The following is a 13,124-nucleotide window of genomic DNA, read 5'->3' as shown; positions in this document are numbered from 1 at the left end:
GACAGGCCACGGGCCGTACGCGCCCCGCCACAGCCACCCCGCCCCGCCAAGGGCACCCGGGTGTCACCCCGTGCTCGTCCCGCGGCCACCGAACCGCCCCGGGACAGTACCGGCAGTACAGGATCGGCGGGTAACGTGGACGGGGCCCGGATCCCCTTCCTCCTGCCTCGGGCCGCGGAGATCGCAAGGAGCTGCAAGGTGTTCAATGACATAGGCGCACTTGAGCTGGTGACGCTCGTGGTCCTTGCCGTGCTCATCTTCGGCCCGGACAAGCTGCCCAAGGTCATCCAGGACATCTCCGGCTTCATCCGTAAGGTCCGGGACTTCTCGGACAGTGCCAAGCGGGACATCCGGGACGAGCTGGGTCCGGAGTTCAAGGACTTCGAGTTCGAGGACCTCAACCCCAAGACGTTCATCCGCAAGCAGTTGGACAACGAAGACCTGGGGATGAAGGACATCCGCAACGGCTTCGACATGCGCAAGGAGATGGCCGAGGTCACCGACGCGGTGAACGGATCGGGTTCCGCCGCCTCCGCCTCCGCCTCCGCCTCCGCCGCGTCCAGCGGTCCTGAGCTGACCAAGGGCGGCGGTGCCGACCTGGAGAAGAAGCCGACGCGGCTGACTAAGGACGAGCCTCCGCCGTTCGACTCCGACGCCACCTGACGGCCTCCGCGCCGCCTCCGCGCCGCCTCCGCGCCGCCTGCGCGCCGCCTCCACGCCACCCGCGCGCGCCGTCGCGCGGGGCTCGCGATCCGTCAGTACGGCGACCCGCGCGCCCCGATGGAGTCAGCCCCGGCGAACCGGGGTGGCTATTCTCGTCTGTTGTTGTCCGGACTCAGGACGCCCGAGGGGGGCGGGCCGCTCCGGACCGACGGAGATCGAGGAGGCGGCCGGGTACATGGAGACGACGAGTCATACAGGGGCACGCGCGGTCGACGGCTATTTGCAGGCGTCGTTCCCGTGGTACGGCCTCGACGAGGCCTTCACAGGGCCGCGTTGGCTGATGCAGGTCGGCGCGGGCGCGGACGGCACGGTCGAGCACGGCTCGATCGGGCACGGTGACGAGCCGTCGGTGCGCGGCGACGCACGCGACGACTCCGGGGCCAAGGAGCGGTTCGCGGTGGTCGTGACCGTGGCGTCCAGCCCGGTGCGGCGCAGCGGTGACGGTACCGGCGTCCTGGAGGCCACCTCGGTGTCCTCGGCGGCCTGGCTCGCGGGCGTGGGGCTGCTCACCAGCACCTGGCCGCACCAGATGGACCACACGCTGCGCGACGACTGGCTGGAGCAGCAGACCGAGACCGCGTGGGTGCTCGCGGACGACCTGGTCAGCGAGGACTGGACGGAGCTCACGCTTCCGGTCGACGGCGTGCCGACCCCGTTCCACTACCGCGAGTCCGAGTTCGGCTGGGTCCTCGCCGGCTCCACGCGGGACGGCGCCCACCTGGGTGCGTACGGCCGCGGCATGAGCGCGTACGGCCTGGGCTTCTCGGTGGTCAAGGACATCCTGGAGTACGACACCCAGCGCTGAGGGGTGCGTACGCGGAAGGGGGCGCCGTCACCGTGGTGACAGCGCCCCCTTCCGCGTACGCCGAGCGGCGTCGAGGCCTTCAGGGCCTCAGAACTTGTTCTTCGGGGTGAGGCCGAGCGTCATGCCGGACAGGCCGCGCTGGCGGCCGCCGAGCTTGCCCGCGATGGAGCGCAGGGCCGAGCCCGCGGGGGAGTCCGGGTCGGTCAGGACGACGGGCTTGCCCTCGTCGCCGCCCTCGCGCAGCCGCACGTCGATCGGGATGGAGCCGAGCACCGGCACGTTCGCCCCGGTGGTCTTGGTGAGGCCCTCGGCGACCCGCTGACCGCCGCCCGTGCCGAACACGTCGACCATCTCGTCGCAGTGCGGGCAGGGCATCCCCGACATGTTCTCGACGACGCCGACGATCTTCTGGTGGGTCTGTACGGCGATGGAGCCCGCGCGCTCGGCGACCTCGGCGGCGGCCTGCTGCGGGGTGGTCACCACGAGGATCTCGGCGTTCGGCACCAGCTGGGCCACCGAGATCGCGATGTCGCCCGTGCCCGGCGGCAGGTCGAGCAGGAGCACGTCCAGGTCGCCCCAGTACACGTCCGCGAGGAACTGCTGCAGGGCGCGGTGCAGCATCGGGCCGCGCCACACCACCGGGGCGTTGCCCGGCGTGAACATGCCGATCGAGATGACCTTCACGCCGTTCGCGGAGGGCGGCATGATCATGTTCTCGACCTGGGTGGGCTTGCCGTCGGCGCCCAGCATGCGCGGCACCGAGTGGCCGTAGATGTCCGCGTCCACGACGCCGACCTTCAGGCCGTCCGCGGCCATCGCGGCCGCCAGGTTCACCGTCACCGAGGACTTGCCGACGCCGCCCTTGCCGGACGCCACCGCGTACACCCGGGTCAGCGAGCCGGGCTTGGCGAAGGGGACCTCGCGCTCGGCGGTGCCGCCGCGCAGGGCCTCGGCCAGCTCGCGGCGCTGCTCGTCGCTCATCACATCGAGTGTGACGTCCACGGAGGTGACGCCCTCGACGCCGGAGACCGCCTCGGTCACCCGGTTCGTGATCGTGTCGCGCATCGGGCAGCCGGAGACCGTCAGATAGACGGTGACGGCGACCGCGCCGTCGGCACCGATGTCCACCGATTTGACCATGCCGAGTTCGGTGATCGGCCGGTTGATCTCGGGGTCGTTGACCGTGGAGAGCGCTTCTCGGATCGCCTCTTCGGCCGGATACTTTTCGGTAGCCATACGGGAATGGTACGGCGGACGGGTGACGGTCAGGGAAGGGCTACCGACGGTCGCCTTCGTCACGCACCAGCGCCTGCTCGGGACCGTACAGCTCGCGCCGCTCGTCCATGTCCCTCAGCAGGTCCTGGAGTTCGGAGCGGATCCAGTCCCGGGTGGCGACCTCGCCGAGGCGCATCCGCAGGGCGGCGATCTCCCGGGTCAGGTACTCGGTGTCCGCCATGGACCGTTCGTTCTGCTTGCGGTCCTGCTCCAGGTTGACCCGGTCCCGGTCGTCCTGCCGGTTCTGCGCGAGCAGGATCAGCGGCGCCGCGTACGAGGCCTGCAGCGAGAGCATCAGGGTCAGGAAGATGAACGGGTACTCGTCGAAGCGCCAGTCGTCGGGGCCCGCCGCGTTCCACAGCACCCACAGGATGATCAGGACCGTCATCCAGACGATGAACCGTCCGGTGCCGAGGAAGCGGGCGGTCTTCTCGGAGAGCCGGCCGAAGGCCTCCGGGTCGTACTCGGGCAGCAGCCTGCGCCGCGGTGGGCGCGGCTGGTCAAGGCGGATGCGGGCGCGGGCCGACTCGGTCCTGGACTGCTCGCGCTCGCGGTCACGGTCGCGTTCACTCACCGTGGTTCACCTCCCCGATCAGATGGAACTCGGTCTCGCGCCAGTCGTCCGGCAGCAGATGGTCAAGCACGTCGTCCACGGTGACCGCGCCGAGCAGCGCGCCGCTCTCGTCCACGACGGGCGCCGCGACCATGTCGTACGTGGCGAAGAAACTGGTCACCGCGGGCAGCGAGGTGTCCGGGCGGAGCGCCTGGAGGTCCTGGTCGATGAGCGTGCCGACCAGCGTGAACGGCGGGTCGCGAAGCAGCCGCTGGAAGTGCACGAGGCCCAGGTACTTGCCGGTGGGCGTCTGGTCGGGCGGGCGGCAGACGTAGACCTGCGCGGCAAGCGCGGGGGAGAGGTCCTGCATACGGACCCGGGCCAGGGCGTCCGCGACCGTCGCGTCCGGCTGGAGCACGATCGGCTCGGTCGTCATCATGCCGCCGGCCGTGCGCTCCTCGTACTGCATCAGGCGCCGCATGTCCGCGGCGTCGTCCGGCTCCATCAGGCCGAGCAGCCGCTCCTGGTCCTCCTCGGGGAGTTCGGAGAGCAGGTCGGCGGCGTCGTCCGGGTCCATCGCCTCCAGGACGTCGGCGGCGCGCTCCTCCTTCAGCTTGCCGAGGATCTCGATCTGGTCGTCCTCGGGCAGCTCCTCCAGGACGTCGGCGAGCCGGTCGTCGTCGAGGGCGGCGGCCACCTCGGCGCGGCGCTTCGGGGCGAGGTGGTGCAGCACATTGGCAAGGTCGGCGGGGCGCAGCTGCTCGAACGTGGCGAGCAGGCTCTCGGCGCCCTGGCCGTGCTCCTCGAGCGAGAACCCGGTGACGGCCGACCACTCCACGGTCAGCGCCTCCCCCTTGCGCCGGAGCGCGCCGGCCTTCCCCTTGCGTACGAAGACCCGGTCGATCTCCCAGTCGCGGCGGGCCGGGAGCTGCTGTACGGAGACGTCGAGGACGGTGACCTCCTCGCCGGTGTCGACCAGGGTGACGCGGCGGTCGAGCAGCTCGCCGAGGACGAGGCGCTCGGTGGGGCGCTGCTCGAAGCGCCGGACGTTGAGCACGCCGGTGGTGATGACCTGGCCCGACTCGATGCCGGTGACCCGGGTCATGGGCAGGAAGATGCGGCGCCGGGTGGCGACTTCGACGACCAGGCCGAGCAGGCGCGGCGGGCGGCGGGCGACGCGGAGCATCGCGACGAGGTCGCGGACGCGGCCCACCTGGTCCCCGTTGGGGTCGAAGACGGCGGTACCGGACAGATGGGAGACAAAGATCCGAGGGGTGCCTGCCGGCATACCGCACGCCTCCCTTCGTACCTATATGTACGGTTTGCGGGCTTCAGGCTAGCCCGTCCCGGTCGGATACGCCCTGGTGGGCGGTGCGTAAGGCTCTCTGCCTGGTGGCGGCAGAGGCACGGGTACGCTGCCGTACTGTCGCTCCGGAACCACGCATGAGAGGCAGCGCCGCACGTGACCGCAACCGCACTGGGACGGGCCCGCCGCACCGTACTCGCCGGTGCTCTGTGCGCCGGTCTGGTCGCCGGCATGACGGGCCTGACCGGCTGTGGCGCCGAGGAGGACCCGGACGCCGGGACCAACGGCGTCGGCAAGCTGTCCGCGGCGAAGATCCAGCACAAAGCGCTGTCGGCGGCCAAGGTCGCGGGCTCGGTGCGGCTCTCCGGCTCGGTGGTCAGCAAGGGCGCCGCGTACAAGCTCGACATGCGGCTCACCGACAACGGCGGCAGCGGCGAAGTCCGCTCCAAGAACGGCACGTTCGAGCTGCTGAGGGTCGGCAACGAGCTCTATCTGAAGGCCGACGCCGGGTTCTGGTCCACGGACGAGCCGGCCGCGGACAAGCTCGACGGCAAGTACGTGAAGGTCCCGCCGGGCGACCCCGCGTACAAGCAGTTCAGCGGCTTCACCGACAAGGATCTGCTGCTCGACGGGCTGCTCACGCTGCACGGCAAGCTGTCCGTGGGCGCGCGCGGCACCGCCGACGGCAAGCGCACCATCAAGGTCAGCGGCGACAAGGGCGCGGGCGGCAGCCTCGACGTGTCCCTGGAGGGCACCGCGTACCCGCTGCTCCTGGCGCGGGCCGGCGGGGCCGGGCAGATCCGGCTGACCGACTGGGACAAGGACGTCGACCTGAAGGCGCCCGGCCAGGGACAGACGGTGGACTACGGCAGGCAGCTGCCGAGTTCCTAGCCCTGGGGCCGGCCCCAGGGCTCGTACGGGCGCTCAGCTCCGCAGCCGTGCCAGTACGGAGTCCGCCGCCCGGTGCACCGCCTCGCGGGCCTGGTCCGTGTGGTCGATGGTCTCGAAGCCGTGGTGGCCGTCCGGCAGGTCCACCACCTCGACCCGGGCCCCGCACTCCCGCGCCGAGTCCAGGAACGCGGCCACGGTCGCCGCGATCTGCGGCAGTTCACGGCCCACCCGGGTCAGCACGACCGGCAGCTCCCCGGCCGAGCGCACCGCCTCCACCGGCCGGAACGCGGGGTCGACACCCCAGCCCGGCGCGGGCGCGAGCACCGGGTACGTCGCCGCCACACAGCGCAGCCAGGCCGGCGGCCGGGCCAGCCAGCCGGCCGAGAGCAGCCCGCCGCCGGAGAAGAACCACAGCGCGATCCGGTCCCCGTCCACCCGCGGGTCGGCCCGTACCCGCTCGACGGCCGTGGCCACGTCCTCGGCGGCCGTCGGGTAGTCGCTGACGTCGTGCAGCCGGTGGTCGACGGTCGCGGCGACCACACCCCGCTCCGCGAGGTACCGGGCGTACCCGGTGTAGGCGGGCCAGTCACGGGGCGTGGGCCGTGCGCCCGCGGGTACGGGGCCGCCGTGCACGAGGAGCACGGCGGGGCGCGGCCCGTCGCCGTCGGGCGCGTACAGGTCGACGTGTCCCGTCCGCTCGCGCGCCCGCTCGGGCGGGTCCAGGAGGAACGGCCGCAGATGTACGGGCGGCCCGCTCGGCGGCGTGAGCCGGGCGCCCTCGCCCGCCGCCGCCCGCAGCAGCACCTCGGCCAGCTCGTCGGGCGCCGACAGCATCGGCCAGTGCCCGGCGGCCAGTTCGAGGAAGCGCACCTGGGGCTCGGTGAGCGCGAGCAGCCGGGGATCGCCGAGGCCCAGCTGCGATTCGAGGATCGCGACGGTCGAACCGTTCCCGGTGCACAGCACCCCGGTCGCCGGCAGCGCGGCCACCTCGGGGGAGACCCGTAGGGGCCGGGTGAGGGTGCGGTACGGCTGCGGTGCGGCGAGCGCGACGAGCCGGTCGAGGGCGCCTGGCGGTACGCCGTCGAGGCTGCCCCAGCGCCGCCAGGCCGCGCGGTCCCGCGGGGCGGCCGGGTCGAGCGGTGCGCTGCCGTCGGCCCCGGCGAGCCCCGCGCGTACCTCCGGGTCCGGGACCAGGGCGAGCGCCGGGTCGCCGTCCCGGGCCGGTGGAGTGTCCAGGTACACGATCCGGGCGACCCGTCCGGTACGCCGGGCCGCGGCGCCGAGCACCGGGTGGATGCCGTAGCAGTGCCCGACGAGCACCACGTCGGAGCCGTCGGGTACCTGGTCGACGGCGCGGACCACGTCGTCGATGTGCGTACCGAGGTCGACCGCCTCCTCTCCCAACCGGGCGCCGGACAACGCCTGTTCGGGCCCCACCGGGTCCCGCATCCCGGTCGGCGTCACCGCGTGCGCCTCGGCCCCGTGCGCGCGCAGCCGGGCGGCGACCTCGTGCCACACCCAGCCGCCGGTGTGCGCCCCCGGAACCAGTACGAATGCCGTCATGGCCATCTCCTCCTCCACCGTGCGCCACGGCCCGGCCCCACCGGCCGTCCGTGCACGCCGGTACCGTAGGAACTCCCCCTGAGGGAGGTTCAAGCGCTGATGCGTCCCGACGCCCTGATCCCGGACGACCTGAGCCCCGACGGCCTGTGGAGCATCGGCGAGCTCGCCGAGCGGGCGGGTGCCACCGTCAAGACGGTCCGGTTCTACTCGGACCGCGGACTGCTGCCCGAGGCCGCGCGCAGCGCCGGCGGCCACCGCAGGTACGGGCCGGAGGCGCTCGACCGGCTCCGCACCATCCGCGCCCTGCGCACCCTCGACCTGCCGGTGCCGGACGTGGGGCGGGTGCTGGACGCGGAGGGCGCCCTCGAGGATGTCGTCGCGGACCGGCTGCGGGACATCGGCAGCCACCTCACCGCGCTGCGCTGGCGGGAGGCCGCGCTGCGGCTGCTCCAGGACTGCACCCCCGGGGAGCGCGCCGAGCGGCTGCGGCTGATCGGCGCCGTGACGGTTCCGCCGAGCACCGAAGCGCTGGCCCGGTTCTGGCGGCGCTGGCTGCCGCCCCGGCTGCCCGCGCGGGTGCGGTCGGTGGTGGTCGAGCAGGCGGTGCCGCAGCTCCCGGACGACCCGGCGCCGCACCAGGTGCTCGCCTTCGCCCGGCTGCACGCCTTCGTCTCGGGCCCCTGCCCCGGCGACGCGCACCGGGACGACTGCCAGCCCGCGGTCCACCGCACCGGCGACGGCGGGCGCCCCGCGGTGCTCTACACCGGGCTCAGCGAGGCCTTCGCGCTCGCCGCCCCCGCCCAGCGGGCCGGCAGCGCGCCGCACGCGGGGGATGCCCTCGACTGCTTCGTGGGTGCGTACGCGGCGGCGTACGGGGTGCGGGACAACCCCGACTTCCGTGCCGGGCTCCATCGCGTGCTTGCCGCCGACCCCCGTATCGACCACTACTGGCAGCTGGTCGGCGAGCTGTCCGGCGGCGCGGAGCCCAACCCCGGTACGGCGCACGACTGGCTGCACGCGGCCCTGGCGGCGGAGACGGCCGTACGGTGAGCCCGAGCCGTATCCCTATCCGAACCGCGTGGCTCAGGACCGGGTGGCTCAGGACCGCTTGCGCCGCTTGAACAGGATCTTCGGCAGCGCGCCCGGGATCGGCTCCCGCGTGGTCGCCGGGGTCGGCAGCGGGACGGCGGCCAGTGAGCCGTCCGGCATCGCGGTGTCCACGCTCTCCGGCGCCAGCCGCAGGACCCGGCACTCGCGGGCCCAGCGCTCGGTCAACTGCTCGCTGTCCGGGGCGTTCAGGCGCTTGCCCTTCAGCTCCGCGACGGCGGCCTCCCACTCCGCGGAGCGCGGCGCGAGCTCGACGGCCCGCGCGGTCCATACGACGAGCCGGCCGCCCTTGTCCTTGCTGCGCACGGTGACTTCGGCCAACGCCCCGTCGGCGACACCGGGCAGCGGCTGCTCACCGGGACCGTCGCCGACGATGTGCACGGCACCCTCGTGCCACACATGCCACAGCGCACGGGCGGGCCCGGTGCCGCGCACCCAGATGAGGCCGGACTTCTTCGTGGCCTCCTCGACGAGGGCCCGGTCGAGCAGCGAATCGGCAGACATGGGTGCAGCTTAGCTAGAGCCAGCCATTGCGCTTCAGGGTGCGGTGGATGACGAAGCAGACCGCGGCGATGCCGACCATCACGGTCGGGTAGCCGTACTCCCACTTCGTCTCCGGCATGTGCTCGAAGTTCATGCCGTACACCCCGCAGATCATCGTGGGTACGGCGACGATGGCCGCCCACGACGTGATCTTGCGCATGTCCTCGTTCTGCGCGACGGTCGCCTGCGCCAGGTTGGCCTGCAGGATGGAGTTGAGCAGCTCGTCGAAGCCGATGACCTGCTCCTGCACGCGCGCGAGGTGGTCGGCCACGTCCCGGAAGTACTTCTGGATGTCGGGGTCGACCAGCAGCATCGGCCGCTCGCTCAGCAACTGCATGGGGCGGAGCAGCGGCGACACGGCGCGCTTGAACTCCAGTACCTCACGCTTGAGTTGGTAGATCCGGCCGGCGTCGGTGCCGCGCGGGCTGCCCTTGCCCGGCTGCGAGAAGACATCGATCTCGACCTCGTCGATGTCGTCCTGCACGGCGTCCGCGACCGCGATGTACCCGTCCACGACATGGTCGGCGATGGCGTGCAGCACCGCCGACGGGCCCTTGGCGAGCTTCTCCGCGTCGTCCTGCAGCCGGTGCCGAAGGGCCCGCAGCGAGCCCTGGCCGCCGTGCCGCACGGTGATGAAGAAGTCCCGCCCGGTGAAGCACATCACCTCGCCGGTCTCGACGACCTCGCTGGTCGCGGTGAGCTCGGCGTGCTCGACGTAGTGGATGGTCTTGAAGACGGTGAACAGGGTGTCGTCGTACCGCTCCAGCTTGGGGCGCTGGTGGGCGTGGACGGCGTCCTCGACGGCGAGCGGGTGCAGCCCGAACTCGGCGGCGATACCGGCGAACTCGGCCTCGGTCGGCTCGTGCAGGCCGATCCACGCGAAGCCCCCGTCGCGGCGCACCTGAAGCATCGCCTGGTGCGGAGTGAGGGTCTCGTCGCTTTTCACCCGGCGGCCGTCGCGGTACACGGCACAGTCCACGACGGCGCTCGCCGCGGTGGCATCACGGGTGGTCTCGTACGGGCTTCCGGCGGCGGTGTCCTTGCGCAGCTGGGGGCGGACGGCGGCACGCAGGTCACGGATCATCGACATGGCAGGCTCCTTCGCGACGCGGCCGACGCGCGGGGTGGAACAGCCCGGAATGGGGACGTACGGCTCGACATCACGTCCGCAAAGCGGGCGGCACCGCTCCGACGCGGTGACGGCCTTCGCTCTGACACAGATCAAGCGGGGACGAAATGCCCTTCCGGCGAGCGACCGTGGTGCGCGAGATGAGGTTGCCGTGAACTTCGCGGTTTACCCATGAGGGTCGCGGGTACGGAAAGCCTCGTACGCTGGGCGGTTACCTGGCGGAAGAGCGGGTGGTACTGCACGGTCGACTTCGATCCATTTCAGCCCCACCTCCTCCGGCCGGTCCCCCGTGGGGGAAGTCCCAACGCCGGGCCCGGGAACGACGCTTGGGCGTACCGTCCCGTGTGCTGCCCTGACCAGCGGCCAAGACTATCAGCCGACTGAAGTGTCAAGCCGCGGCTTTGCCGGTTCTCTACGAGTTCTATGCTCGCGACATGGCTGATGTTCTCGCTCTCGTGGAAGCCCGGCTGCGCAGCGCCCTGGGAGAACCGGACGCCCGCGCGGCCGTGACGTTCCTCGGCACGGATCGTATCGAGGTGCTGCGGTTCGTCGAGGGCGACATCGTGCGGTACGCCACTCTCGGCATGGCGGCCGCGCCGATGGCCGACCCCACGGCCCCGTTGGCCGACCCGCACCGCGGCCCGCGCGCCGAGCTGGTCCTCTCGGTGCGCACGGGCGTTGCCGACACCGACAAGGCACTCCGGCCGCTCGCCGTACTGGCCGCGTCGCCGCAGGTCGAGGGGCTGATCGTGGCCCCGGGCGCCTCGCTCGACGTGGGTGAACCGCTGTGGCCCGGCGCCCAGTTCACCTCCGTCCTGGTCGCCGAGCCGGGCGGCCTGGTGGAGGACCTGGAGCTCGACGAGCCGATGGAGCCGGTGCGGTTCCTGCCGCTGCTCCCGATGACGCCCAACGAGGCGGCGTGGAAGCGCGTGCACGGCGCGGCGGCCCTGCAGGAGAAGTGGCTGGCACACGGAACGGACCTGCGCGATCCGCTGCGCAGGCCCGTGCCCCTGGACTGAACTCCCGTACAGGAGCCGCTAGTTGGCGAAGACGGCGACCCCGTCCTCCGTACGGTGCTTCGGTTCGAGCTCCTCGGCGTCGTGCCGCAGCGCGCCGCGCCGTACCCAGACGATGCCGGCGCCCACCACGGCGGCGACGGCCGCGACCACGAACGGGATGTGGATGTCGGTCCACTCCTCGATCTTCGGCGCGAGGAACGGCGCGGCCGCCGCGGCGAACCAGCGCACGAAGTTGTAACCGGCGCTGGCCACCGGGCGCGGCGCGTCCGAGACGCCTAGCGCGAGCTCCGTGTACACGGTGTTGTTGAGGCCGATGAACGCGCCGGAGACGATCGTGCCCGCCACGGCCGCCGTGTGGTTGCCGTACCCGAGCACCACCAGGTCGACGGCGAGCAGCAGCAGCGAACCGCCGAGCACCTTCAGGGAGCCGAACCGCTTCTGCAGCCGCGGCGCGACGAGCACCGAGAACACCGCGAGCAGCACACCCCAGGCGAAGAAGACGGCACCCGACTTGTACGGCGTCATGTTCAGGACGAACGGGGTGAACGCCAGGACGGTGAAGAACGCGTAGTTGTAGAAGAACGCGGAGGCCGCCGCCGAGGCGAGACCGCCGTGGCCGAGTGCCTTGACCGGATCGAGGAGTGAGGTCTTGCGCGCGGGCCTCGGCTGCTCCTTCAGGAACGCGGTGATGGCGATGAAGCCGATGGCCATCAGGGCCGCGGTGCCGAAGAAGGGGTAGCGCCAGCTGGCGTCGCCGAGCAGCGCGCCGACCAGCGGGCCGCAGGCCATACCGAGGCCGAGCGCCGACTCGTAGAGCAGGATCGCCGCGGAACTGCCGCCCGCCGCGGCGCCGACGATGACGGCGAGCGAGGTCGACACGAAGAGGGCGTTGCCGAGCCCCCAGCCGGCCCGGAAGCCGACGAGTTCGCCCACTGACCCGGACGTACCGGAGAGGGCCGCGAAGACCACGACGAGCGCGAGCCCGGCGAGCAGGGTCTTCTTGCCGCCGATCCGGCTGGACACGAAGCCCGTCACCAGCATCGCGACCGCGGTGATCAGGAAGTACGAGGTGAACAGGAGCGAGACCTGGCTCGGTGTGGCCTGGAGCCCCTTGGCGATCGACGGCAGGATCGGGTCGACGAGGCCGATGCCCATGAAGGCGACGACGGAGGCGCCGGCCGTGGCCCAGACCGCCGTGGGCTGGCGCAGGATGCTCACCGAACCCGAACCCGAACCCGAGCCCGAACCCGAACCCGAACCTGTGCCCTCGTCGAACGGATCGTCCCCTGTCGGGCCGCCGCTGCTGCTTCGCATGCCCTCTCCCTCACTGCTGGCTCTCGATGGTGCTGCCGGGTGGTTGACCTATACACAGAATAAGTTAGACAGGCTAATAAATGCAAGCTACATCTATATTTGCCTGGTCACGCCCGCTCCGGACGGGTGATCGCTCCTTGACGCGGCGACGGCCGCGGAGGACCGTTGAACGCTATGAGGGGCGAACCCAGTTGCCCGAAGTGCGGTGGCCGGGTCAGGGCTCCCGGTCTCTTCGCCGATACGTGGCAGTGCGCGGTGCACGGCGCCGTGCACCCGCTGCAGCCCGTGGTCCCGCCGAGCGTCGAGGCGCTCGGGGTGGCCGTGCATCGCACCGAGGTGCCGGTGTGGATGCCGTGGCCGATGCCCGTCGGTTGGCTTTTCACCGGCGTGGCGTGCGCGGGCGACGACCGCAGCGGCGGCCGGGCCACCGCCGTCGCCTGCTCAGGGCCGGGACCGCTCGGCGGCTTCGGTGAGCTGGTCCTGGTCGCCGAGGAGCTGGGCGTCGGACTCGGCGCGCGGTACGCGGGCATCGACGGGCCCGACCCCGGCCCGTACCTGGACGTCGCCAAGCCGCCGCAGGCCAAGCTGCTCGCCGCCGGCCGGCCCACCCCGCTGTGGCACGTCGCGGACACCCCCGACGACCGCGCCGTCTTCGCGGGCGAGGCGCGCGGGCTCTGGCTGTGGGCGGTGGTCTGGCCCGAGCAGACCGGCCTTCTCATGTACGACGAGCTGGTCCTCACCGACCTCAGGGACGCCGGCGCCGAGGTGGAGCTGGTGCCGTGCGGGGCGCTTTCGCCGCGACTGCTGGATCCCTGAGTTCGGGGTCCACGGAACCCTGAGATCGGTGCTCGTGGAGCCCTGAGGTCCGGTCTCAGGGTTGAGCGTCCGGGTGCGGG

The 13,124-nt window shown here is 72.0% G+C and carries 13 protein-coding genes; 6 read left to right on the top strand and 7 right to left on the bottom strand.

The annotated features are described in order from the left end of the window. Window positions 1-198 precede the first annotated feature (198 nt). Complete coding sequence (locus GUY60_RS23650) at window positions 199-663, top strand: sec-independent translocase (RefSeq protein WP_161701080.1); 465 nt, start codon at window positions 199-201, stop codon at window positions 661-663. A gap of 235 nt (window positions 664-898) precedes the next feature. Then, the gene (locus GUY60_RS23645) at window positions 899-1,528 is read left to right on the top strand and encodes a hypothetical protein (protein WP_161701078.1); all 630 of its coding nucleotides are present in this window, start codon (window positions 899-901) and stop codon (window positions 1,526-1,528) included. Window positions 1,529-1,615: 87 nt separating this feature from the next. Here the strand turns inward: GUY60_RS23645 and GUY60_RS23640 are convergent, their stop codons facing one another. The 3 genes from GUY60_RS23640 to GUY60_RS23630 are packed head-to-tail and all read right to left on the bottom strand — an operon-like array spanning window position 1,616 to window position 4,644. Continuing rightward, window positions 1,616-2,764 (bottom strand): Mrp/NBP35 family ATP-binding protein, encoded by a 1,149-nt coding sequence (locus GUY60_RS23640; RefSeq protein WP_161701076.1) that lies wholly within the window; start codon window positions 2,762-2,764, stop codon window positions 1,616-1,618. 40 nt (window positions 2,765-2,804) lie between these two features. Further along, window positions 2,805-3,377 (bottom strand): DUF1003 domain-containing protein, encoded by a 573-nt coding sequence (locus GUY60_RS23635; protein WP_161701074.1) that lies wholly within the window; start codon window positions 3,375-3,377, stop codon window positions 2,805-2,807. After that, window positions 3,370-4,644: a magnesium transporter MgtE N-terminal domain-containing protein gene (locus tag GUY60_RS23630; RefSeq protein ID WP_161701072.1), complete on the bottom strand. Its 1,275-nt coding sequence runs from the start codon at window positions 4,642-4,644 to the stop codon at window positions 3,370-3,372. Before GUY60_RS23630 ends, GUY60_RS23635 begins: the two co-directional genes overlap by 8 nt. Before the next feature lie 174 nt (window positions 4,645-4,818). On the opposite strand from GUY60_RS23630, the gene GUY60_RS23625 reads away from it, so the two are divergent. After that, on the top strand, window positions 4,819-5,553 hold the full coding sequence (locus GUY60_RS23625; protein WP_161701070.1) for a hypothetical protein: 735 nt from the start codon (window positions 4,819-4,821) through the stop codon (window positions 5,551-5,553). A 33-nt stretch (window positions 5,554-5,586) separates the two neighbouring features. On the opposite strand, the gene GUY60_RS23620 is transcribed toward GUY60_RS23625, so the two are convergent. After that, entirely contained in the window at window positions 5,587-7,116 is a 1,530-nt protein-coding gene (locus GUY60_RS23620; RefSeq protein WP_161701068.1) for an alpha/beta hydrolase, read from the bottom strand. A gap of 99 nt (window positions 7,117-7,215) precedes the next feature. Between GUY60_RS23620 and GUY60_RS23615 the strand changes: the two genes are divergently transcribed. Further along, window positions 7,216-8,166, top strand: coding sequence for a helix-turn-helix domain-containing protein (locus tag GUY60_RS23615; protein WP_161701066.1), 951 nt, complete (start codon window positions 7,216-7,218; stop codon window positions 8,164-8,166). Between the two features lie 48 nt (window positions 8,167-8,214). On the opposite strand, the gene GUY60_RS23610 is transcribed toward GUY60_RS23615, so the two are convergent. Together GUY60_RS23610 and GUY60_RS23605 are read right to left on the bottom strand one after the other, a co-directional pair. Beyond that, window positions 8,215-8,727, bottom strand: a complete 513-nt coding sequence (locus tag GUY60_RS23610; protein ID WP_161701064.1) for a hypothetical protein — start codon at window positions 8,725-8,727, stop codon at window positions 8,215-8,217. A 13-nt stretch (window positions 8,728-8,740) separates the two neighbouring features. Beyond that, a complete protein-coding gene (locus GUY60_RS23605) occupies window positions 8,741-9,856 on the bottom strand; it encodes a magnesium and cobalt transport protein CorA (RefSeq protein ID WP_161701062.1) in 1,116 nt (371 codons plus the stop codon). Between the two features lie 473 nt (window positions 9,857-10,329). Between GUY60_RS23605 and GUY60_RS23600 the strand changes: the two genes are divergently transcribed. After that, window positions 10,330-10,914 (top strand): suppressor of fused domain protein, encoded by a 585-nt coding sequence (locus GUY60_RS23600; RefSeq protein WP_161701060.1) that lies wholly within the window; start codon window positions 10,330-10,332, stop codon window positions 10,912-10,914. Window positions 10,915-10,932: 18 nt separating this feature from the next. On the opposite strand, the gene GUY60_RS23595 is transcribed toward GUY60_RS23600, so the two are convergent. Beyond that, a complete protein-coding gene (locus GUY60_RS23595) occupies window positions 10,933-12,228 on the bottom strand; it encodes an MFS transporter (protein ID WP_246235517.1) in 1,296 nt (431 codons plus the stop codon). A gap of 174 nt (window positions 12,229-12,402) precedes the next feature. On the opposite strand from GUY60_RS23595, the gene GUY60_RS23590 reads away from it, so the two are divergent. Further along, complete coding sequence (locus GUY60_RS23590) at window positions 12,403-13,044, top strand: DUF6758 family protein (protein WP_161701058.1); 642 nt, start codon at window positions 12,403-12,405, stop codon at window positions 13,042-13,044. Window positions 13,045-13,124: the final 80 nt, after the last annotated feature.

The sequence above is a fragment of the Streptomyces boluensis genome (assembly GCF_009908195.1).
Taxonomy (GTDB): domain Bacteria; phylum Actinomycetota; class Actinomycetes; order Streptomycetales; family Streptomycetaceae; genus Streptomyces; species Streptomyces boluensis.
The sequence above is the reverse complement of the archived record's forward strand: the minus strand, read 5'-3'. Positions and strand labels throughout refer to the sequence as shown.